Origin of the sequence: Limosilactobacillus secundus, from assembly GCF_020784695.1 — a bacterium.
GTDB classification, from domain to species: domain Bacteria; phylum Bacillota; class Bacilli; order Lactobacillales; family Lactobacillaceae; genus Limosilactobacillus; species Limosilactobacillus reuteri_F.
Map to the genome: position 1 here is coordinate 1 of NZ_JAJGUA010000046.1, position 25,871 is coordinate 25,871.

At 40.5% G+C, this 25,871-nt stretch carries 8 protein-coding genes; 3 read left to right on the plus strand and 5 right to left on the minus strand.

The features are described 5' to 3' along the window. Positions 1-12,047: mucin-binding protein (locus LMB57_RS09330; protein WP_229278210.1), on the minus strand; the 12,047-nt coding region annotated here is incomplete at its 3' end. A 530-nt stretch (positions 12,048-12,577) separates the two neighbouring features. Continuing rightward, the gene (locus LMB57_RS09335; protein WP_229272568.1) at positions 12,578-19,372 is read right to left on the minus strand and encodes a Rib/alpha-like domain-containing protein; all 6,795 of its coding nucleotides are present in this window, start codon (positions 19,370-19,372) and stop codon (positions 12,578-12,580) included. A 232-nt stretch (positions 19,373-19,604) separates the two neighbouring features. On the opposite strand from LMB57_RS09335, the gene LMB57_RS09860 reads away from it, so the two are divergent. Further along, the gene (locus tag LMB57_RS09860) at positions 19,605-19,736 is read left to right on the plus strand and encodes a hypothetical protein (protein WP_267493735.1); all 132 of its coding nucleotides are present in this window, start codon (positions 19,605-19,607) and stop codon (positions 19,734-19,736) included. Between the two features lie 325 nt (positions 19,737-20,061). On the opposite strand, the gene LMB57_RS09340 is transcribed toward LMB57_RS09860, so the two are convergent. From LMB57_RS09340 to LMB57_RS09350, 3 genes are read right to left on the minus strand one after another with little or no spacing between them, the layout of a single operon-like run. Further along, positions 20,062-20,988: an FAD:protein FMN transferase gene (locus LMB57_RS09340; protein ID WP_229272567.1), complete on the minus strand. Its 927-nt coding sequence runs from the start codon at positions 20,986-20,988 to the stop codon at positions 20,062-20,064. A 2-nt stretch (positions 20,989-20,990) separates the two neighbouring features. Continuing rightward, complete coding sequence (locus tag LMB57_RS09345; protein WP_229278211.1) at positions 20,991-22,241, minus strand: NAD(P)H-dependent oxidoreductase; 1,251 nt, start codon at positions 22,239-22,241, stop codon at positions 20,991-20,993. Beyond that, the gene (locus LMB57_RS09350; RefSeq protein ID WP_229278212.1) at positions 22,241-22,813 is read right to left on the minus strand and encodes an NADPH-dependent FMN reductase; all 573 of its coding nucleotides are present in this window, start codon (positions 22,811-22,813) and stop codon (positions 22,241-22,243) included. The genes LMB57_RS09345 and LMB57_RS09350 overlap by 1 nt, the downstream gene beginning before the upstream one ends. 256 nt (positions 22,814-23,069) lie before the next feature. On the opposite strand from LMB57_RS09350, the gene rlmD reads away from it, so the two are divergent. Both rlmD and LMB57_RS09360 read left to right on the plus strand, forming a co-directional pair. Next, complete coding sequence (gene rlmD, locus LMB57_RS09355) at positions 23,070-24,476, plus strand: 23S rRNA (uracil(1939)-C(5))-methyltransferase RlmD (protein ID WP_229272564.1); 1,407 nt, start codon at positions 23,070-23,072, stop codon at positions 24,474-24,476. Between the two features lie 301 nt (positions 24,477-24,777). Continuing rightward, on the plus strand, positions 24,778-25,788 hold the full coding sequence (locus LMB57_RS09360) for a LacI family DNA-binding transcriptional regulator (protein WP_229272563.1): 1,011 nt from the start codon (positions 24,778-24,780) through the stop codon (positions 25,786-25,788). Positions 25,789-25,871 lie beyond the last annotated feature (83 nt).

Below are 25,871 nucleotides of genomic sequence, written 5' to 3' on the forward strand. Positions count from 1 at the left end.
GTTGGGTATTGTGGGGTTGGAACATCTGGAATTGGGTTACCAGTTGGATCAACTGGAATAATCTTTCCATTTGGTACATAAGTAACTGTAGCTTCTTGATCTTCCATCGTGACACTTGACCCATCAACTTGTGCTCGGTCAGCATGGTAACCATTAACAACTGGGGTCTTAACGCCATCATAACTTCCCTTGTTGCTTACCCATTCTGTGGAGCTGATAATCTTGCCAGTCACATTGTCAACCGTAATAGAACGAGTCCATTGCGCGTTTTGAACGTTGTCTGCTGGATTATCGTTTCCCGCACCAACATAGTGGACAGTAAACTTAACATCCTTAAGGTAGTCAACATCTTCGTTAGTTACCTTTGGTCCGTCTGGGTAGTTAGGGTTAATTGGTTCACCCGGTGTACCTGGTTTATCCGGTTTGAAGGTTGTGGTTCCGTGCTTCAGGACAACGGTGTAAGTTTGAGTAGTATTGTCATCATTGTCAAATACTGCGCCTGCTGGGAACCCATCACTTACGAGGACATAACCTTGGTCTTCAAGCTGCTTGATTTGGTCAGCGGTACTGTAGTTAATTACACTACCGGGCTTACCAGTCAAGTTACCAGAAGTTGCGATCTGAGCATTGTTGTTATCTTGGTCAACATAATTAACAACAGCTGTTTGATCGTTAACGATTGGGGTGTATGGCACTGGTGTATCCTTACCAGGATCCGTTGGTGTTACCGTTGGAACACTTGGAGTGTAGCCAGGAATTGTTGGTACTGGCTCGTCCGGCGTTACCTTTGATGGATCAGTTGGATCGGTTGGGTATTGTGGGGTTGGGACATTTGGAATTGGCTTACCACTTGGGTCAACCGGAACAATCTTACCATTCTTAGCGTAGCTAACTGTAACAGTGTAGTCAGCAGTTTCATAGTTAACAGTTGTACCATCAACGTTAACATTATCATTACTATCACGGCTAACCCGTACAACATGGTAACCCTCAACCACTGGTGTCTTTTCGCCAGTTAAGTTTCCATTACCAGTCCAAGTAATCGGTGTAATCCATTGACCAGTTACCTTGTCAAGAACTCCCTCACCTGTAAAGTGAGCAGTTTGTTCTACCGGTTCGCTAACCTTGTTACCATTTTCATCCACGTATTGGATTGTCCGTGTAACATCCTTAGTTACTTGGTCAGAACCATCTGGATACTTAGGTCCATCTGGATCATTAGGATTGATTGGTTCACCTGGCTTACCTGGGTTAGTTGGTGTTACTGGTTGTTGACCATGTTTCAAGACAACCGTGTAAGTTTGCGTTGTATTATCATCATCGTCAAATGTTGCACCTGCTGGGAACCCATCACTTACGAGAACGTATCCTTGATTTTCAAGTTGCTTGATTTGATCAGCCGTACTGTAGTTAATTACACTACCTGGCTTACCAGTCAAGTTACCGGAAGTTGCGATCTGAGCATTGTTGTTATCTTGGTCAACATAATTAACAACAGCTGTTTGATCATTAACGATTGGGTTGTATGGCACTGGTGTATCCTTACCAGGATCCGTTGGTGTTACCGTTGGAACACTTGGAGTGTAACCAGGAATTGTTGGTACTGGTTCGTCCGGCGTTACCTTTGATGGATCAGTTGGATCGGTTGGGTATTGTGGAGTTGGGACATTTGGAATTGGCTTACCACTTGGGTCAACCGGAATAATCTTACCGTTCTTAGCATATTTAACTGTTACTGTGTAACTGTCATTTTCATGAGTAAGGGTTACACCAGCAACGTTGTTACCATTGCCATCACGGTCCACATTTACTACGTGGTAACCTTCAACCACTGGCGTCTTAACGCCCACAACAGATTGACTACCACTCCAAGTTAATGGGGTGATCCATTGACCAGTCACCTTATCAAGAACACCTTGAGCGGTGAAGTTAACAGTTTGCTCTACTGATTCACTGACCTTATTACCATTTTCATCCACATATTGAACTGTCCGTGTAACATCCTTAGTTACTTGGTCAGAACCATCTGGGTACTTAGGTCCATCCGGATCGTTAGGGTTGATTGGTTCACCTGGCTTACCTGGGTTAGTTGGTGTTACTGGTTGGGTACCGTGACGGAAAGTAACAGTGAAGACTTGATCATGATCCTTATTATTATCAAAGGCAGCGTCCGTTGGGAAACCGTCGTTAACAAGAACATAGCCCTTATCTTCAAGATTCTTAATTTCGTCAGCCGTACTGTAGTTAATCTTGTCGCCTGGTTGACCACTTAAGTTACCAGAGTTAGCAAGTTCTTCATTGTTAGTTAAGTCAATGTAACGAACTTGAGCATTTTGTGTATTGTCTACTGGATGGTAAACAACTGGTGTGTCTTCAGTAGGTACACTCGGCGTTACTGTTGGTACTTCTGGGGTGTAGCCAGGAATTGTTGGTACTGGTTCGTCCGGCGTTACCTTCGTTGGATCGGTTGGATCGTTAGGGTAACCTGGGGTTGGGGCGTTTGGAATTGGGTTGCCTGTTGGATCAACTGGGATGATCTTACCAACCTTCTTGTAAACAACTTCTGTTACAACATTTGGATTCTCAGCAGTTGCTGTCAATCCACCGGCAGTTGTAACTTCAGCAACGTACCCATCGATTACTGGAACGTTAATTGTGCCGAACTTGTGGCTAGTTTCATTCCATACACCTTCAGTAATTATCTTACCAGTTACAGAATCAACTACATCTGGTGTTCGAGTGAATTCACTGGTTTGAACATTGTTTTCACGAAGCGTAGTACCATTTTCATCAACAAACTTAATTGTCTGTGAAGCTGGAATGTTTTGACCATGTTCAGTAGTTGTACCGTTTGGCGCATAGTTTACATAAACGTCATAGCTTGAGTCATTGTGAGTAAGTGATACGCCCTTAACGTTAGTACCATCTGCGTCACGACTTACGTAAGTTACGTGCATGCCAGTAATAGCTGGTGACTCAACGGCCTTAACATCTTGAGCTGGTGTCCACGTTAATTGACCTGGGCCAGTAATCTTACCATTTTCAACCGTTACTAACTTGCCAGTTACCTTATCAACAGTTCCATTAGCAGTGAAGTTAACAGTTTCAGAAACTGGATCAGCTACTTGGTTACCGTTTTGCGTATTAACAAAGTGAATGGTCCGCGTAACTTCTTTTTGTAAATCAGTCTTGTCGTAACCAGCACCTGGATGTTCTGGGTTAACTGGTTCAGTACCATGTGTTAAGTGAACAGTAAAGCTATGGGTACCAGTAGTGGAGAATGTATATCCATCAGCTGGGAAGTCATCGCTTACTAACTTGTAGCCTTGACTTTCGTAATTGGCAATTGAACCCTTAGTTGAGTAATCACTAGGCTTGCCGTCAAGCCCAGTTAATGTATCAGTCTTAAGAGTTGAACCAGTTACATCATCAATGTAAGTTACAGTAGCTTGAACATTTTGACGATAAGTTACTGGTGTATCAGTAGTTGGCTTGTCTGGAGTTACTGTAGGCGTATCTGGAGTGTAACCAGGAATACTTGGTACTGGTTCATCTGGCGTTACCTTCGTTGGATCTGTTGGATCATTAGGGTAACTTGGCGTTGGTGTATCTGGAATTGGCTTACCAGTTGGGTCAACTGGAATAATCTTACCAACCTTCTTGTAGACAACCTTATCAGTAACGTTAGGGTTATCAATTGTAGCAGTCTTACCACCGGCAGTTGTAACTTCAGCAACGTAACCAGGGATTACCGGAACATTAACTGTACCGTAAGTATGACTAGTAGCGTTCCATGAACCTTCAGTAACATTACCTTCTGGATCAGTTACATCTGGAGTCCGGCTAAAGGTGAAGTCACTAACAGCTGGAGCGTGAAGTTCATTGCCGTCTTCATCAACGAATGTAACAGTTTGTGTTGACGGAACAGTCTTAGCGCCATCTTGGTGAGTACCATTTGGAGCGTAGTAAACATTTACAACAATGTTACCGCTCTGGTTGTTAATCGTTGTCTTAGCAACGTTATCGCCGGCCTTTTGATCAGCAGGTGTTACGTTAGCTACATGCATCCCTTTGACCGTTGGTGATACAACAGCATCAAAGTCATGTTTAGCAGCGTTCCAAGTCAATTGACCGTCACCAGTGATCTTACCATTTTCAACAGTAACCAACTTGTGAGTGACATTGTCAACCGTCCCATTAGCGATAAAGTCAAATGATTGACTTACTTGGTTTGCAACAATATTTCCTTGACCATCAAGGTAGTTGATCGTCCGAGTAACAGTCTTCTTCAAGTCAGTTGCACTGTAACCCGCACCTGGATGATCAGGATCTACTGGAGAAGTACTGTGGGTCAAGTGGACATTGAAGACATGTTCACCAGTAGCAAATGTGTAACCATCAGCTGGGAAACCATCGCTTACTAACTTGTAACCTTGGCTTTCGTAGTTGGCGATTGAACCCTTAGTTGAGTAATCACTCTTGTTACCTTCAACACCTTGTAATGTATCAGTCTTAAGCGTTTGACCTGTAACATCATCAATGTAGTTTACTGTAGCTTGAACATCTTGATGGTAAACAACTGGTGTATCCTCACCTGGCTTATCAGGAGTTACTGTTGGAATTTCTGGAGTGTAGCCAGGAATTGTTGGTACCGGTTCATTTGGTGTTACCTTCGTTGGATCAGTTGGATCGGTTGGGTATTGTGGTTGTGGTACGTCTGGAATTGGCTTGCCAGTTGGGTCAACTGGAATGATCTTTCCGTTCTTAGCGTACTTAACTGTTACTGTGTAGCTGTTGTCACTATGAGTAAGAGTTACACCAGCAACATCATTACCAGCGGCATCACGATCAACATTTACTAAGTGGTAACCAGCAATTACAGGTGACTTAACGCTAGCAACCGCTTGACTACCGCTCCAAGTTAATGGGGTAATCCATTGACCAGTTACCTTATCAAGAACACCTTGAGCAGTGAAGTGAACTGGTTGTTCTACTGAACTGCTTACTGTATCACCGTTTTCGTCAACGTATTGGATTGTCCGCGTAACATCCTTAGTTACTTGGTCAGAACCATCTGGGTACTTTGGTCCATCTGGATCGTTAGGGTTGATCGGTTCGCCTGGCTTACCTGGGTTGGTTGGCGTTACTGGTTGTTGACCATGTTTCATAACAATTACGAAGTGTTGGTCCGTGTTAGCGTCATCATCGAACTTAGTGCCACTAGTGAAGTTTGAACTTACAAATTCGTAACCGCGAGCTTCAAGGGCAGCCTGAGCAGCTTCAGTACCAGTGAAGACAATGTTTTCATCTTTGATACCATCGGCATTGAACTTAGTAGTAACACCGTCAACAATAATTTGTTGATTGTTGTTATCTTGATCAACAATTGTCAAGTCAGCCTTTTGTACTTGGTTGTAAATAACTGGTGTATCTTCAGTTGGTTTATCTGGAGTTACTGTCGGAACCGTTGGACGGTAGCCTGGTACGTCTGGAACTGGCTCATTTGGCTTTACATCTGTTGGGTTGGTTGGATCGTTTGGATAGTTTGGCGTTGGTGCATCTGGAATTGGTGTCTTGCCATCTGGACCAACTGGAATAATCTTACCAACCTTCTTGTAGACAACAGTGAATACCTTGTTACGATCTGCGTCACTACCAGTATTTGCAGCGTTAAAGCCACCAGCAACGTACTGACCGCCTTCGTTAGTGTAACCAGATACTGCTACATAACCATCAATTCTTGGAACATCTTCAGCAGTAAAGCTGTGGTTAGTTTCATTCCATGAACCCTGCTTAGTGATTTGACCAGTTACACTGTCCTTAGTATCACCTGAGTAAATGAATTCAGCAGTTTGCTTCTTTTCAGGACGAAGAGCATTACCGTCTTCATCAACATATTTAACTGTTTGTGATGCTGGAAGATTTTGCTTGTTAACAACTTCTTCCCCATTCTTAACATATTTAACAGTTACAGTAACTTCTGGCTTATCTTGAGTAACAGTTAAGTCACTCGATGGAACGACACTGATTTCAGTATGGTAACCATTGATAGTAGGAACGGTTACAGCATTGTATGCATGTGAAGTTGCATTCCAAGTACCATCGCTAAGCTTATCACCAGTTTCGGCATCGTAAGTATCACCAGTATATTCGAAAGTAAAGCCGTCTTGAACGTTATCAGCTGGTGTTTGATCCCCAGCACCTTCATAGTGAACAGTTGCCTTGGTATGGATAGTTTGTTGGTTTTCAATCTTAGTACCGTTCTTAGCGTAAGTTACGGTAACAGTGATATCACTAGAATCCTTAGTTAAGCCAGTAATTGCCGCAACATTATTACCATCTTTATGAGCAGAAACATTAGTTACGTGGTAGCCCTTTTCAGCTGGTGAAGTTACACTATCAAAGCTGGTTTTGTCACTAGTCCAAGTGATTTGTGGAGCAGCAGTATCATCAGTATCAATTACCCACTTGCCATCTTCTTGCTTGGCATTTACTAATTGTCCAGTAACTTTGTCAACATAAGCAGTACCAGTAAATGTAGCAGTTTGCTTAGCATTTGCTGGGATCGTACCAGTAAATGTAGTACCGTCAGCATTTACGTAGTTTACAGTCAAGTTAACTTTCTTAGTTAATCGATCTGGGCGAGCTTCTGCTGGAGTGTTCTTTGGAACATCTGGAGTTGGCGTATCTGGAGTAACTGGTTGTACACCATGCTTCATGTGAACAGTTACAGTGATACTATCGTTTGCTGGAATTTCAGCTGGAATAGTACCATCAGTTGATACATATACATAACCTTGCTTTTCAAGATCAGCAATCGTGGAAGTTGTTGTGTACTCAACCTTAGTACCGGCGTCTAAGTCACCTGAATTGTAGCCAACGCCTGGAATAGTGGTGTTAGTAGTGTCATCGTGGTAGATAACTTGTACTGCACCTTGGTCCTTAACGTAAGGAACCTTTACATCTTCACCTGGGTTACCTGGAACTGGGTCAACTGGATCGCCTGGCTTACCAGTTTCTGGGTGGTAGCCTGGAACAGTTGGTTTTGTACCTGGAGTAGTCTTAGTTGGGTCAGTTGGGTCGTTAGGGAATGGTGTAGATGGTACACCTGGAATTGGGTTTCCGTTTGGATCAACTGGAACAACATTACCAACAGGCTTGTAAGTTACCGTCTTTTCAATGTCGTCTTGGGTTACGGCAGTTGCTGGTACGTTTGCTTGGTCTGCGTAGTAACCTTCTACAACTGGCGTATTTACTTGGTCATAAGTAGTTTTTTGACCATCCGGAATTGTCCAGTCAGTAGTGTATTGACCATTTGGAATAATTTCGTTAGTTACAGCATCAACAGTAACTGTCCGCGTCCACTTAGAGTTTTGAACACTATCAGCTGGAGTCTTGTCGCCCGCACCAACATAGTGAACTGTTTCCTTAACATTCTTAGTCAACTCATTTGGATCTACACCATGCTTATTTGGTGTATCTGGGCCAACTGGAATTTCGTTGTGGTCGTAGTAAACATTAACAGTCGTATTAGTAGTGTTTTGATCTACAGTTTGTGCGGCAACTTCTGCTGCTGAAGATCCATTTTCAAAGCGTGGAGCCTTGTAGCCATTAGCAGTTAAGTCTGGTGAGGTTACACTTGCCCAGTTACCATCAACAACATAATCATTGTTAATAGTATATGACTTGCCATCTGCACTTACTGTACCGTAACCAATTACCTTACCATTATTGTCAACAATCTCAGTCCGGTGCATATTAACCGTTTGTGATACTGGGTTGTTTTGGATCAGGCCAGATGGAATCTTTTCACCCGTCTTACCATCTAAGTAATTAATGGTCCGCGTTACTTCTTTAGTTTCAGTCTTACCTGCATGGTATGTTGCTTGCTTGTTGTAAATAACATCAACAGTTAAGTTTTGTGGATCTTGATTATTTACTAAGTAGCTTGATACCGCACCGTTTCCAGCATTGTAGTTACCTGGGTTTACAGAAGTGAAGTTGTAGTCTGAGCCGTTATAAGTAATAGTCGGACGAGCAGCAGTTGCTTCAAATGTGTAAGAACTACCATTTTGAGCAGCTCCACCGTCTACTGAGTAAGTCCAAGTTAATTGACCATTTTGGTCCTTGATTGAACGATCAGGATTTAGGTTGACTAAGTTACCAGTTACAGTATCAATAGTACCGGAACCAGTGAAAATAACAGTTGAAGTTTCTGAATCAGCAATCTTGTTCCCATTGTTGTCAACATAGTTAATAGTACGAGTGGCTTGCTTTTGTAAGTCGCTCTTAGTGTACTTGTCAGTTGGATTATCTGGATCTACAGGCTTGGTACCGTGCTTCATGTTGATGACAATATTTTGAGTTCCTTCAGTAATTTCGGTTGGAATTGTTGGAACAATACCATCTACAACATAACCTTTGTCTTCAAGAGCCTTAATATCGTTTTGTGGGTTGTAAGTGTAGCTAGTACCTACATCTTCTTGACCACTTTGATTACCGTAACCTGGAATATCCACATTATTAGTAGTGTCATGGAATGTAACGTTAATAGCACCCTGCTTAGCGACATCCTTATCGTAAGTTACAGTGATGGTAATGTCTTGACTATCTTTAGTTAAGCCATCAATTTGTGCTACGTTGTTTCCATCGGCATGACTTGAAACATTAGCTACGTGGTAACCAGTTTCTGATGGAGAAATTACGCCTTCAAAACTTGTCTTACCATCTTTAGCAGTCCACGTGATTTGTGGAGTTGCAGTATTATTTGTATCAACAATCCACTTACCGTCTTGTTGAGTTGCATTTACCAATTGACCAGTAACTTTATCAACATAGGCGTTACCAGTAAATGTAACAGTTTGTTTTGCATTTGATGGAATAGTTCCAGTAAATTGAGTTCCATCTGAATTTACGTAGTTAACAGTTAAGTTAACATCCTTAGTTAAGTTAGCTGGGTCAACAACAGTCTTACCATCTGGAGTCTTTGGAACATCTGGTGTATCTGGCGTTACTGGCTGTACACCATGTTTCATATGAACAGTAACAGTTACGTCCTTATTACCTTCAATTTCAGCTGGGATTGTACCATCAGTACTTACATATACATAGCCTTGTTTTTCAAGACCTTGAATAGTAGTTGAAGTCTTGTAATCAACCTTAGTTCCAGCATCTACTGAACCAGTATTGTATTCAGTATTAGGAATATCAGTGTTAGTAGTGTCATCGTGGTAGACAACTTTTACTGAACCTTTTTCGACATGCTTATAGACAACAACAGTTACGTAGTTATCAGGAATTCCAGTAATACCATTGTTCTTATAACTATCTGATAATTCACCATTTTGAACTATATCTTCAGATGGATCTATTGCAAATTTAGCAGTTACAGAAGAGCCGTCTTCCCCAACCTTTAAACCTTGAACATTAGTTGATTGAATAGTAGCAGTATAGCCATCCAGTTTAGGTGATTCTACAGTAGCATATGGATCTGTCACTGTCTGACCGCTACCGTTAGTAAATTTCCATCCTGAATCTTGAGCAACTGATTGACTATTCTTTATATACTCTAATGTTTCATCAGCTGTATGGTTCAATGCATAATCTTGAATTTTCTTAATTTGTTCTTGTGTAATATCAAGGATAATATTACGCTTCAAATTTAAGGATGCGGTATTTTCTGGGAAAATTTCATTCCCTTGCTCATCAACATACTTAATAGTATTTGTATGATTACCAGTTATTTCCAACGGCGTTCTATGAGGAATCCAAATTTGATGACTAGCACGTTGGGTTGAAATCCCATAGTATGGTGCATTCGAACCAGTTAATGGAGACCCATCAAAGTTATGAACTTGGTTCGCTTTAATACCTGCAGTTAAACCATTACCTGCAATTGATACGTCTGGGTTTGCTTGATTATTCCAAATATCTTTAGTTTGGAATCCATTCATTGGAATATCAACGCTATTTACATTAAGCCAGATTTGTTTTGAGCCATCTGACTTAATTTGTTGGTAAACAACAAAGCCAGAGCTATTAGGATTAGATGGATCATAATCCCCACCACTAACACTAAATACTCCTTTAGAGCCTGACATGTAAATCAAGTTGGAAGTATATTGCGATGAAGTAGTGTTAATCATATCACCACCGGTTGCCATCCAACCAGTAGTTGCACCACCATTAGAATAACGTTGCAAGTTAAGCATCAACGGATCTTGAATATCAATGCGTGAGTTCGCACTTCCTAGCGGGAATGAAATAAGTTCTGCGTAAAAGTTAGTATTGTCATCACGAATGTCAACAATTGCTCCTGTCTTAGAAGTGAAAGCAGCATTTGTGTTAGCATTCCTAGAATCTAAGGAAATTACGTCATCCCATGGATTATCGCCACGACCTTCAAGAATTACACGGAAGGTAGCATATTCATCGACAGTAATATTACCGCCTTCGTTAACACCAATGTAGTTGTAACCATCATAACTACCTGATGTTCCGGTCTTACCAACAGAATGGAAATAAGTAGTAGAGTGTTTAGAAATCTCAATATTTGAGTTGTTAGCTAAATCTAAGGCAACCCCACGGCCTTTATTTTCAAAATGAACATTAGAATTTTCGCCAGAAATAAAGTTAGCATTATTACCTAGGATAATACCGTCTCGACCAGTGAAGTTAAATGTTGATGAATCGCCTAATTGAACTAATGTTGGACCATCGTTTCTTGAACGTGCTCCATATCCACCAAATCGATCTGAGTCAGTAACAGTTGGTCGAGTAGCCCCAATAGCAATAGCTTGGCCTAATCCTGTATTAAAATTAACATTTGACTTGTAACCACTAATAAAGTTACCACCATTCTTGGCAAATACACCAGCAACATGGTAACGAGTAGCAGTAGTTGATGAATTAGTCAGGTTAACATTTAAAGTAGCATTATCGCCAACTTTAACAGTACCGCCATCAGCTAAGTTAATTCCATCATTAATTTCGGAACTGTTAATAGTTAGGGAAGCACCATTTTCAATATTTACACGACTAGCAGCAATGTTTGAGTTCTTAAAATTAGTTCTACTACCAGTATAATTTTGAGCGTTATATTGATCTTGCGTTGGGACAGATGAGTTAAGACTGTTTACGTTTGAAGTAACAGCACCCTTAATGTTAACAGTACCATTACCCATGATTGAGCCATTAACAGTTACATCAGCAAGAGTTAATTGACCGTTGTTATTAATCTTGTTTTGCCCAAGATTTAATACTGCCCCATCAACACCGTGGATAGTGAAGTTACCATTGATGTTTAAGTCGCTGTTCCCAAACCAGCCCGGTGTAATATTACCCTTAATATTTACACCTTGAGCACCACTTAAGGCAGCACTTTGGAGACCGTTCCAGTCAGTAACAGTCTTATAACCACTGTATTCATCATTATTTGCCGTTGCGTTAGTGGCTGATGATTGAGCAGCAGTGTTTGCTTGTGGCATTGCAGCTAAACTAGCGAATACAGATGCGTAGTTTAAGTTATTGTTTACAGCAGATGAACTCACTGTAAATGATTGTGTAGCAATAGCACTTGCGGCACTTGCTTGTGCACTTGAGCTAGTAGCTGATGTGTTTTGGGCTGCACTATTTTGAACAGCAGATGCACTGTTTTGAGCAGCGTCACTAGCAACCTCACTTGAAGCATTAGCAACAGCAGCGCTAACAGCAGCTTCGTAATCATTAGCAGCTTGTGCCTTAATATCCCCTGCTGGATTTTGCACAGCAGCGGATGCATTGTTGCTTTGATTTTCAGCAGTAGCAGACTTCAAAGTAGAAGTGCTTGCTGAATTTAATGTAAGGTTATGATCTGTTTGTTCTGCTGAATCGCTCCCAGAAGCAGAATCAGCATTTGCAGTCGTACTATCTGCTGAGGCGGTTCCTGCAGCAAAAGTTACACCTAGTAAAACAGACGCTACACCAACAGACAATTTTTTAATGGTGAAACGTTGCTGTTTAGGCTCATATTTCTTTATTTGTTCTTCCCAGTTATTATGCGATAACATAATTTATGTGTCCCCCTTATTAGGTTTTATTGACAAACGAATTATACAAATTAACAGTGCACATAACTTGTTTACAAATACTAATATATAATTTCTTAAAAAAAAGGCAACCTATTTAGAAAGTATTTTTAAAATGTATTTTTGTCGTTTCCACTTATTCATTGATAAACCCTTGATATATCAACGTTTATCTTTTTGAAAAAAACAGCCTTTTTATTAAATATTTTTAGGAAGATATGAAGAAAATTTCATTCAATTCCAGAGGCGAATTGTTCAGTTTTATTTATCGCCAGCAAAAGCATTACAACCATTAAAACTCTATGATACCAGTTGCAACAAGAATCATTTTTGAAAATTCAACCTCTTTTATATAACCTTCGTCCCCCCATCTTTCACCAATAATTTTATCATTGTATAAATAACGCAAAAAGTGCGGATACTCACCATTCTTGATGAGTATCCGCACTTCTTTAGTTCAGCGCTTTTAATTAAGTTATATCTTTCAGGAGGGAGAAATGATGTTATCTTAATTATTTATCAGCTTTGCGTTTCTTATCGTGACCCACGAAACCGAAGAGACTTGCAAAAGCAGCAAGACTCAAGCCAGCTAATGCACTGAACTCAGAAGAATTATTACCAGTTTGTGGCAATGCCTTTGCTGGTTGCTGGCTATCAGTATTGTTTGCGCTATTTTGTGATTGACCAGTTACATTTTCAATTACTGAACCAGCATTAGTAGAGGTAGTATTAATTGCATTGGTATTATTGGTTGCATTGCCGTTCTGGTGACTAGGTGTACTATTACCGCCATTTGTGTTGCCACTGTTTTCTGGGATTACAGCATTAACATGAATAGTAACAGTTACGTCATAGGTAGTTCCGTCTGGGAAGTGGACTTCAACTACACCAGTATGGTCACCAGGTGTTGAAACATCAGGCTCTTGCTTCCAAGTGTAAGTTGTACCATTTGGCATCTGATCTTTGTTCTTAATTGCATCTGCAGGGTTAGGAAGTTTGCCTTGATCAGTTGTAATATCTTTGCCTTCAGGTGCAGGAACATTCACAGTTACTGTAACTGTATCTTTGGAACCGTCTGGATAAGTTACTGTAATTGTTTCAGTATGCGAACCTGGCGTCTTAACATCTTGTGAGACTTGATCTGGGTTTGTCCAAGTATACTTGGTGCCATCGGGGAGATCAGCCTTGTTCTTAATACCGTCTGCTGGATTAGGAACCTTACCTTCCGGAGTAGTAATTGGTTGCGTTTCTGGCGTGTACTTGTTGGCATCCGTTGCTGGGTTCGTTACGTGGATGGTTACGGGTACTTCATCCTTCGAGCCGTCTGGGTAGGTTACAACGATAACTGCTGGCTTGTCACCTGGAGTTGTTGTATCAGGAGTGTCCTTCCAAGTGTACTTAGCCCCATCTGGTAAGTCACTCTTGTTCTTGATACCATCTGCAGGGTTTGGAGTTTCACCCTTCTTGACAGTAACAGTCTGTGGCTCTGGATTGTACTTATCAGCATCAGTCATAGTTCCTGGTTGAGTTCCGGAATTCTTAACTGTAATAACGACTGGCACCTTATCTTCGGAACCGTCTGGATAGGTCACAACAACTACTGCTGGTTGAACGCCAACCTTATTAGTATTAGGGGTAGTTTCCCAAGTGTACTTGGTGCCGCCTGGTAATTGATCCTTGTTGGTGATTGCAGTAGCAGGATCTGGAACCTTAGCGCCCTTGTCAACAGTAATATTCCGGCCTTGTGGAGTGTACTTGTCAGCATCAGTTTGAGTAATACTTTGCTTCTGGTAGCTTACGGTTACATTCTTACCATTTTGTGGAGTCCCATCTTTTTCTACAACATCAACAGCCGGAACTTCAGTAGCCTTTGTACCATCAACATATGAGTCATAGCCGTCAATTTGGGTAACACCAGTTGATGGGAATTGAGCATCCCCATTCTTAACATGCCATGGGTTCCAAGTAATGTCACCAGTTACTGGATCTTGGTAGCCAGCCACACCATCGTTATCTCGAATATACTCAATCGTTTGTGTTACGGGTGTAATCATTGAATGACCTGTTGGCACTTCATAATTAATGGTTCGGGTTACAGACATATTCATATCCTTATTAGAAGGATTATATGGTACTGGCGTTGAACCTTCTCTGACATAAGTGATGGTGTCAGTAATGTTTTTGGAAGTAGCAGTTACATCAACAGCTGGAATTTGGTTGGCAGTGTTCTTTTCACCATTTACATAAGTATCGTATCCTTTTTGTGTGGTAATAGTGTAAGCAGGAATCATGTAGGTTGATTGACCATCTTTATCAACCGAACCCTCTGGACCTTGCCATGCATTCCAAGCAATAACACCAGTTACTAAGTCTTTAATACCTGTCCGTTGGAATGGAACAGTAATGCTTCTTACTGTTGTAGCTTTATTCTGTCCAACTAGAACTTCTTGGATAGTTTGAGTAATCGTACGGTAAGTATTCTTGTTGTTCTTATCAACAGGAACGACTGCTGTTCCATGTTCAACTTTGTAGTCTACGGGTTGTGGATCATTTGCACCAAACGTATAAGATCCGAGAACTTGTTGATTTGGAACTAATTGCCAGTTAGCTGGAACATTCCCAGGTACATTAACGCTAACTTTTTCACCAGTCTTACCAGGAACCTTGTAAGTACCTATTACAGCACCACTACCATCAACATAATTGATTACTAGCGTGTGTGCATTAGCAGTGTAAGTTACATCAACTACTTCATTTTGAGAATCTGGAGTGATGGTGGCGGAAGCTGGAACGTATTCCTTGCCATCAACAGTTTGAATAGTTGCTCCAGTGGCAGTTGCAGTGTAGCCTGGCTTAGTTATGTTGAATTGTGGGAAGTTCGTTACTGCTTGCCCGTCACTATTTTTAGCAGCAACCCAGTCAGTATAAGATACTTGTTGATCTGCTGGCTTAGAAAAATCAGTTATTTTAGCACGACTGTAGATAACATGTTGAATGTATGGCTTGTCTTCACCTTGAACATTGATTGTCCGAGTAATGTCACGGTAAATTTCGGAATTAGTCTTGTTATCAACACCTTGGTCAACTTTAATCACATTTACAGCTACTGGAACATCAAGATAACTGCCATCAGTAAAGTTAATTCTTACTGTTGCCGGAGCCTTAGCATTTGCTTCTTCAAGTGATGGTAATTTTTGCCAAGCAACTGAACTAATTTCAGCATTATGAGCAGCAGTTAAATCACTAGTATTTACAAGCTTTGAAGCATCCCCTAAAGCTGCCTTCAAATCAGTTGTATCTGAGTTAACTGATGGAATAGTGCCATTAGCCTCAGCACCATAAATATAAACAAATGGGAATGGGTGAATAGCGCTTGGTCCCTTGCCAAAGATTGGCCAATCTACTTTAGAAGTATCAACAGTTGCTGAATACATCGGATAAATATATTGATTGCCTTGCGTATTAGTGTCACCAGTATAAGTAATTGTCTCAGTACCATTATTAGCAGCAGAAGCTAAACTTGATGGTTGACCTTGACCAGTTACTCCCGGAATACCAAATTCTGTACCTGCTGGAGTCCAAATAGCTGAAATTTCACTCACTGGGATACTTTGCGGAATATTTCCAGTATAATCAGCGGGCAGATCACCTATTTGAGTAAGTTCATATGCACCCTTCTTTGTGTTTAAAGTGTAAATGTATGGCTTACTATAATTTTGACCATCTTCGTAGTAGCTCAACTTAAAGTTTTCAATTACTGGTTCGCCAATAATATTTGCGTTTGAAGTCTTGTGCGTTACGACATTATTAGCATAAAGACTAAAGACATGACCATTATCGATGATAACAACATCCCCACCACCATTTACAGCAACAGGAATAGTAACAGTTTCAGTCGTACCATCCGGATAAGTTACTTTAGCAACACCAGTAGTCGCACCTGGCTTAGAAGTATCTGGGGCAGTCGTCCAAGTTGCGCTAGATGGATAACCATCAACTGGAGTAGAACCACCATTATCTAAGTTAGCAATTCCTTCGGCCGCAGCTGGCGTGCCATTAACGGTGGTTGTAATTGGTTTAACTTCAGGATTTGCGTCAACAATTATATTAGTTGGTACATTAGTCTTAGAACCATCGGGGTAAGTGACGACAACTACTGCTGGCTTCTTACCTGGTTCATTGTTATTTGGAGTATTTTGCCAAGTGTAAGTTGTATCCTTTGGCAATTGATCTTTATTCCCAATTCCATCTGGAGCACTAGGAGTTTCACCTTGTTTAATAATGATAGTTTGCCCTTTTGGTGCGTATTTGTCAGCATCAGTAGTTACTTTAAGCGAACTTGCTGGAATATTAACGTTCAAGTAGGTTGGTTCACCATTTGCCGCCTTGTCGGTAAAGGTAATTTTAATAACACCGTCTTGACCTTGTTCATTCGGCTTAGTTGCCCAAGTAGTAGATGCAATCTCCTCGCTTGGAATATTGTTATCAACTAATTGGCTAAATTGCTCAGCCGTCAAATCAGATTGATATTGAATGTTTACTGGAACCGTAACATTCTTAGCACCGGCACCTTTAGCAAGAATCGTAAATGGCTTAGTAGTTACAACATCATTCTTTGCACCCAAGATATTCTTAGCTGCGTCATTATTAGCAAAGTCAACATTAATGCTAGTTGTAATACCTTTACCACTAGCGGTAGCTGTTTCCACATTAGTATCTGGAGCAGTTGTCCAACTGACAGTTGACGGATCAATCGTAATTGCAGTTGGAGTAGTTGAAAGCTTGCCATCTGTTAACTCGTAGCCTTCCGCGCTTATGACACCAGCGGCAGAAAGAACTTGTGAATTTTCAGTAGTTTCGTGCGCATTAAGCTTAGAGGTATCAACTGTCGTGACAATTGCACCATTATCACCCCAAGTTACTGTTTGGCCAGCCTTAGTAACAATTACTGGAACAGTCGTCTCGTTAGTACTCGTATCTGGGTAAGTTACTGTCACAGGGATGTTGTAAGCACCTGGAGTTACAGTATTTTCTGGTTTAACAGTTACAGTACCAGTTGATGGATCAATAGTTGCCCAGCCTGGTGTATCAGTACCTGTAGTAAATGTCGTTCCAGTTGGAGCAGTAGTATCTTTACCATCTTGATCCGTAAATGCTGGATCATCAGTCGCAGTTTTACCTTGTTCAACAGTTACTGGTTTATATGATGGTGTATATTGATTATTTTCTTCTAAACTTGAACCAAATTTAACACCTGAAGTATTCCACCAACTAAAGTGATTAATAAAATCATTCAAGGCTTTTGAGGCTTTAGTTTCATTTCCCTCAGGTACAACCGCGCCGTTAGAGAAGCTATTTGAACCTGGATCAGAAGCATTCGGTGTTAATACAACTTCATTAACACCTTTAGCTGGAGTATCATCATTGACCGATCCATTCATATATTCAGAGCCTTCATTATTCCAGTCGCCAAAGTCACGATATGAACGAAAGGCATAAGCGTAGTCTCCACCCTGACTAGTATTATTTAAGTATTTAATATTCCAAGTTACTGGCTCAGTTTCACCAGCAGGAATTATAGTTAATGGAGTATTATACGTACTATTAGCTGAGTTGATTACAATGTGGGTTTGGTGAGAAGCAACATCTCCTGCACCTTCAGTTTTAATTAAATATCCTGGTTTATTAGGTGTAGTACGTTGCAAATTAATTAATTTTGCATTATCGAAATTAAGGTAGTCCTGACTGCTTGTTCCCCACATAGTTAAAATAGCTGGCCAACCATTACTATAATCTCCCTTAGACAATGTATAGGAAGATGGAAGATAAGATGAGTAAGCGGAATCTTGTAAATTCAAGCTACCGCCATTTACTTCAAGGTGATAAATCTCACCATCCCCACTGCTTGGCCCCATTGCAAGCAAAGGTGCATCAGAATCACTCACATTAGTTCGAATGACCGAGAGCAAGGCATTGGGACTAATTCTGACGGTACTATCATTTGTATCGCCATCATAATCCAAGCCAACTACACCAGCAGAACGAAAGCCAGTTGTATTCATTTTGCTAGTGGTAATTTTTAACGACGAATTATCTTGGAGGTCAAGATTACTTGCATTGTTAACTCCCATCGAAGCTCCCAAGCCTAATTCCATTGTTACTTGGGCATTAGGCATCAAACGCAATACGCCCGAAGTTGCATTATCAATTGTTTGATTGCCAGCGCCACCATCAGCAAATGAAATACCTGCCATATTTGAAGTAGCTTCACTGTTAAAATCAACTTGAGCACTACCATCTACCACAACATTACCCGAGGCCTCAATATCTGCTAAGTCACTTGAACTATTATTATTTGCCGTAAATACGGTCGACCCATTACTAAAGTTAACATTATTTGCTTGAATTAAAGCTGAACTAGTAATATTTGAATTATTTAGACTGCCTTGTAATTTATTCTGTCCCTCAAAATTAACATTGACATTAGGATATGAGGAAGTTGTTGAATTATTAAGCAATTGACCTGAATCTTTACTGGTCGTAACTCCATTAAAGGTCAATGTACTATCGTTAGAAGTAGCGCTGTTAAACCAAAATGGACCATATCCGCTAGTTGTTTGAAGATTTAAATCCTTTAAAACGACATTCCAATTACGGGTAGGATTACTTGCATTTGGTTCATAGTAAGTATTACTGTCAAGATCAATGTAGTTATTCCCCATATTTAAAGCATATTGATTTTGCCCATCAATTGTTACTGTACGAGCAATCCCATAGTTGTTTATGTCCTGATAGTTATCATTATTTAAATTAGCATTACTGAAATCAATATTTTGATTTAACTTAATTGTGCTTACATTGGCACTCTGTAATGCATTCAAGAATTGCGAATAATCACTAACTGATTGTACTCCGTTAGTTTGCACAGCCATTGTAGTTGTATTTTGCGCACTTTCATTTTGACCAGTTTCCTGATTGGTTGCCAAGTTTTGCTTACCAGTATCATTTGGCATCACATTATTTGTACTGTCATTAGTAACTGGGTTAGCTTTAGTGGGCAAGTTAGATAGATTAGTTTGCTCATTATTCAGAACCGTTGAATCTGGATTGATATTTGTTTGAATCGCTTCTTGATCAGCAGTATTACTATGAGTCTCTGTTGCCGCATCTGCAGAAGCGTTTATTCCCATAAACGTAAAACCGATTAATACCGAAGCGACACCGATTGTCAGTTTCTTAATTGTAAACCGTTGTTTCTTAGGTTCTTGCTTAAAAAGTTGTTCTTTTCGATTATTCTTTGACAACATAATTTGCTCCTCCCCAAAAATATCATACTAATACATAAATCATTACCACTATTAATCCTACTTCCTTTTTTATATTTTTTAAATTATTAACACCTATAATAAAATCCCAACCTTAGTGGTCCACAAAAACAAGAACTTCAAAAAAATATTTATATTAAGGCCATAAAAAGTATCATGCGGTTTAATTGTTGAACTTCATGAAGATTTAGTCGAGAAATGTGTTATTAAAGCGATGACGTCAGAATTAGTTAAGTCAGCTAACGGCATGGCTTTCGTAACTAAAGATGTTAAAAGCCTCAAACTAGCTAATGCACTGATCTTCTTGGTAGCATCATTACTCATTTATGTCGATTCAGCGGTTTGATCAGCAGCCCATTAATTTGCTTCCATAATTGTATCCACAGAAGCATTCATTTCCATAAATAAATGTGAAACCTATAAGAACTAAAGCTACACCATTTGATACCATCGCTTAACTCCTCCTAATAACATGACATAAATATCGTTATCAATTAATGTAATGCTGTTAATTATATGCGTTTTTAAATTGACATACCTCGCGAAGATCTATGAAAGGATTAAGGTGAGATGGATATACAGATCTTAAAAGCATTTTATAAACTAATCATATGTTAAACAAAAAGCGTGACTAAGTATCTCACTTAGTCACGCTTAAATGAAATTAAATTTTATTCAAAACCAACATTTACCATTGATTCATCATTATGAATAAAGATAGCGCCACGGTTGCCAGGACGTGCTTCCCAGTCCGCGAGTGGTTCGCCATTAAAGAAAAGTCGCTTAGCCTCAATTTCACCCATTACCGATTGATTAGTAAAAACAGTCACGCTGCTCAAATCAGTCTCTAACGGGTATCCTGTTCGTGGATCTAGTAAATGGTGATAACGACGACCATTTTTGATCAAAAATCGTTCATAAATCCCAGATGTAACGGCCGAACAAGCAGGCTCGCGAACAGTTGCCAGATTTTCACCACGATGTAATTGCGGATCCTGCACACCGATGATCCACTGTCCATCATCCCGCCGTGGCGACTTACCAACAAATAAGAGGTTTCCCCCTAAGTCGATAATTCCCGCGGGAACTCCAGCTTCAATCCAAAGATCACGAATACGATCCGCAATATAGCCCTTCGCAATTCCGCCAAGGTCTAATTCCATCCCCGGCTCTTCTAAATATACCGTCCGTGCGTCTCGGTTCAGCAATACTTTATAAGGGTCGATCAACTTTAACCGCTCTTTGATCTCAGCATCACTTGGCACGTGTGCTCCTGCAAAACCAATTTTCCATAATTTTACTAACGGGCCAATCAAAGCGTTAAAGCCAAAGTTTTCCCGACTATATTTCACTGCCAGCTCAATGAGGTCAAAAGTAGTTGGCGATACCATTTTCGGAGTTTTCCCCGCACCATGATTTACCGACATTACTTCTGATTCATTACGGTTAACCGTTAATTGGTCCTCATAGCGGTCAATTAGGTCCATGGATTTCTTTAACAATGAAAAATATTTATTGCCAAAAATCGTTAAATTTATGCGAGTTCCGAGAGCGTGATGAGTCATCACATGCCGCTGCGCCATCAATTCATTATTCATAACTAGTTTTCGGATGCACCTGTTGTAGCATCTGCCTCATCATCATTTGCGTCTACGCTGCCTGCATCGGATGCGCCAGTTGTAGCGTCCGCATCAGTATCATCGTTTGCTGCTGGTGCTGGGGTCGCAACCACTTCACTATCATTGTCAGTGTTATCATCATCGCTTGATTCTGAAGCACCAGTTGATGCATCAACACTGTCAGCTTCTTCACTGTTATCATTAGCCTCTTCATGCTTAGATGCACCAGTGTTACCATCAGTACTCCATGCACCATTTTCAAAGAGGTTAAGAATATATTCCACATTACCAGTAAATTCAATGGTTCCAAGGTAATGACCATTAACATCACGTAAAGCGTAGTATTGGATCAATGAACGGTGACCATTCATCCATAATGGACGAGTAACAACGTCTTTTTCACCATCTCGGAAACTGTTAATAATCTTCATAACAGCCGGAACAGCTAACGGTGGATGACATTCTTGAACAGTTTCCCCAAGAGAAGCTACATTCCGAACATGTTCCCGATTTGGCTTGTCAGAGAACCATGCGAAATGGTCAGTACTGTCGATTAAGTCAATTTCAAATGGGATTGTACTGAAGATTTGTTGAACTTCTTTTAATGTCAACCGACCAGTAGGGAAGTTAATATAAGCTTCACTGATCGTTGGTTGTTTAATGGACATATCCAGTCCCTCCTTATTTACATTTTCAAAGATTTGAATGTATTCCACAAAATGAGTAAAGCAGTTTTCAAGGTTATCACGTGCTTCCGCATTAATTAATCGACCATCTTTCGAGAAGGAATGACTAGCATTACCAATCAAAACTTCATTACCTGGCAACAAGTTAGCATCACAATCAGGAGAAACCAAAATCTGACGCATTTGAACTTGAGATCTTGCAGAAGCTTGGCGTCCATAGGATACACCGACAACCATAACCGGCTTGTGCTTTAACACATCGGTCTTGTAAGAAAGCCATTCAACCGTACTCTTTAAGGCAGCAGGAATACCATGATCATATTCAGGAGTAGAGAAGATAACTCCATCAGCAGCTTTAACCTTTTGCTTTAACTTCCATACCTCTGTTTGTTCAGAAAGAGGGGTATCAACGCTAAATGGTGGCAATTGGCTAATTTCAGCGATCTCAATATCAGCCATTTGACGGAAGTGCTTTTTCATGTATTTAAGCAAAATCCGATTATATGAAAAATTGGCATTAGTTCCGACTAAAGCAAGGATTTTCATTACTTGTTCGCCTCCTTCTTTTCAGCAACCATACGATTGATTGCCTTGGCGTAACGTTTGAATTCGCGCATACATTTTTCTAAGAAATGAATAGTCGTTTCATTAGCAATGTCACCATCTTTATCAATGATATGAGCAGCATCACTCATAAAGAACTCTTCGTTTTGGAAAATATAAGCATTAACACCTGGCGAGATCAAAATATCTCGTAATTGAACTTGGGAACGAGATGAGCCTTGGTCATGGGTAGAAGCCCCGATGATCATGACCGGCTTATTTTCTAATGGGTGAACTTCATAGGAAAGCCATTCAATTACACTCTTTAAAGCAGAGGTAACAGAGTGGTTGTATTCGGGGCTAGCAATAATAACAGCATCGGCGCTTGAAACACGACGATCAATATCAGCAACAACCTCAGGAATCTTTCCTTTATAATTTTCATTAAACATTGGCACTTGACGAATATCAATCACATCAATATCATCATTACTAAAATGACGGGCAATAAACTCTAATAACATCCGGTTGTATGAATGATTAGCATTTGACCCGGCAATTGCAGCAATTTTCAAACGTGTCACTTCCTTTAAGTTATTTATGCAACATTTCACATTGTTATTCTACTATATTTTACTCAATCAAAAAACATATTATTAGTAATATGCACACTTAATTGACCATTTCCATAACAATTGATTATAAGCTTGGCTAAGTTAGCATTCTGAAAATTGATTACGTGTTTCTTCATCCCCCGACATATTTGTCCAGTAATATTTGGAGATGTGCTAAAATAGTCAACACATTGAATTAATAGAACGGAGAAATAATATGTCACAAACTAAACAGCATGAACAAGATGTTGATGTATGGGTCGGGAAACGTTTCCCGCTCACAATTCGTCGTCTAGGCGTTAACGGGCACGGAATCGGCTACTATAAGCACAAGGTATGTTTTGTCCCCGGTGCCCTGCCAAATGAAGTCGTAGTCGCGGAAGTTACGCGCGTTCTCCCACGCTATCTTGAAGCTAAAATTCACCGCATCCGGAAAAAGAGTCGGGATCGGGTTACACCACGAGATGAGTATGCTGATATCGCTGGTGGTTTTGAACTTGAAAACCTCGCTTACCAACAACAATTAAAATTTAAACGGCAAGTAATCATCGATAGTCTTGAAAAATTTCAACCATACGGCTTCCGTAATTATGATGTTCGTCCAACTATTGCAGCTCCTGAAGAATATGGTTACCGTAACAAGGCCCAGTTTCAAATCCGAATGGTCAATGGCAAAGTATCAGCCGGTCTTTACCAGCCAAACAGTCATACCCTCGTTGATATGGAGACTTGTGCTGTTCAAATGCCCCGGACAATGGAGACAGTCCGAGCCGTTACGAAGATGATCGAAGACTTGCAAATCCCAGTTTATGATGAAAAACACAATAGCGGCATCATCAAGACCTTAGCCGTCCGGGAATCATGGTCAACTGGGGAAGTTCAATTAACTTTCATTACTAATTCTGCTAAGCTTCCTCACAAACGCGACTTGCTTGAACGCATTGAAAAAGAATTACCAGCAGTTGTTTCAGTTATGCAAAACGTTAACCCTGGTGATACACCCTTAGTCTGGGGTGATAAAATGATCCACCTTGCTGGCAAAGATTCAATCCTTGAAAGCTTGATGGGACTTGATTTTAAACTCTCAGCGCGGTCATTCCTCCAGCTAAATCCCGAACAAACAGAGGTATTGTACGAAGAAGCTTCTAAGGCCCTTGAACTAGACAAGGATGATACCTTAATTGATGCATACGCCGGGATCGGGACAATCGGTCTTTCCCTTGCATCGCGGGTAAAAGCTGTTCGCGGAATGGAAATCATCCCCGAAGCGGTCGCCGATGCTAACGAAAATGCCAAGTTAAATAATATTACTAACGCTAAATATGAAGTCGGCAAAGCAGAAGAAGTTCTTCCCCGCTGGCAAAAAGAAGGACTCAACTTTGATGCCCTTGTTGTTGACCCTCCACGAACCGGATTAGATGACCAATTAATCAAGCAAATCTTAAAAGTTAAGCCGCGAAAGTTTGCCTACGTCTCATGTGGCATGGCTTCTCTCGCTCGCAACTTACGGCGGTTAACTAGCGTCTATCATGTTGACTACATTCAACCAATTGATATGATGCCCCAAACAGCTCGCTGTGAAGCAGTCGTGAAATTATCATTGCGAAACGGAAATAAGGAATAGTTATGTAGAGAAGTGGGAATAACCTCCTCGACAAGGCGGTCGGCTAAGCTAGGACGATGATTAGCACAACATGGGCCGATTATCGTTCACACTTAGAGTCGAGCCTTGTAGCGACGCGAAGCTAGTTCCACGTCATCTTACTATTGTTCATAAAAGTAGTTGAGGCTGAGAGAAAACAAAATTTTCTTTCGGTCTATTTTTGTTTTAAATAATTATCAAGCACCTTTTTTGAAAACGTTTACAAAAAATCATAATTTCATTATAATAGATTTAATAAGAAAATAATAAAGGAAGCCCGTCTATGAAGCCAACAATTAAAGATATTGCTCAACGGGCCCATGTTTCAACGGCCACTGTTTCTCGCGTTTTATCCAAAAAGGCGAAATCCTACCGTCCCGAAACTGCGGCTAAGATTGAAGCAATCGCTAAAGAACTAGGATACAAGAAAAACCTTGCAGCAGCTGAATTAGCTGCCAATAGCAGTATGTTAATCGCTGTTATCTTAAATAATACTCAAACAAATTTTTCAAATGATATCATCGCTGCTATTCAAGCAGAGACAGATAAAGCTGGTTACCAGATGTTTATTCTTTACGCCGGGAACCATAACGCCCGACTGCTTAATCAAGCAATTAGCGTTGCCCTCGAACGACACGTTGCCGGCATTCTGCTAGTCGCAACCTCCCTTGATGAACAAGCAGCCCGCACCTTACAAGAAAGCAATACCCCTTGTCGGTTAGTATCGGTCTATGACGAAGATGATCCCCGATATATTGGATTTAAATTTACAAGTTCAAATAACGAGGAAATTGGTTATTCAGCCACTAGTTATTTAATTGAACGTGGACACTCACGGATTGGGTTAGCCGGCATTGATCATTCTTCAACCGGAAAGCAACGACTTCACGGCTACCAACGGGCAATGACTGAACATGGATTAATCCTTCATATGGAATGGATTGAATATGGGGATTACAGTTTTGGTCCTCAACAAAATATGCTCAAAACATTAATAAATAAGAATCTTGACGCGGTCATCACAGCTAGTGATATGGTGGCCGTGGGAATGATCAGAGAGGCTCATTTACTGGGCCTTGATATTCCAAAAGACCTGTCATTTATTAGTATCGATGGAACCTTTCTCTGTGACATTACCATCCCAACTATTACAAGCGTAACTCAGGACTTTTATCAAATGGGACTCATCGCGGTTAGGAGTCTATTGAAGGATGATGACTCACAATTTATTCCAGTTCATATCACACCGCGAAATAGCGTAAGACTCCTAGGCAAGAAATCATTAGGACATTAAAAAGTCGCGATCTTTTCATTGAAACAGATCACGACTTTTTTATTCTTCTTTTTTTGCAAGCGGTTGCGCAAGAAGAATAAGTT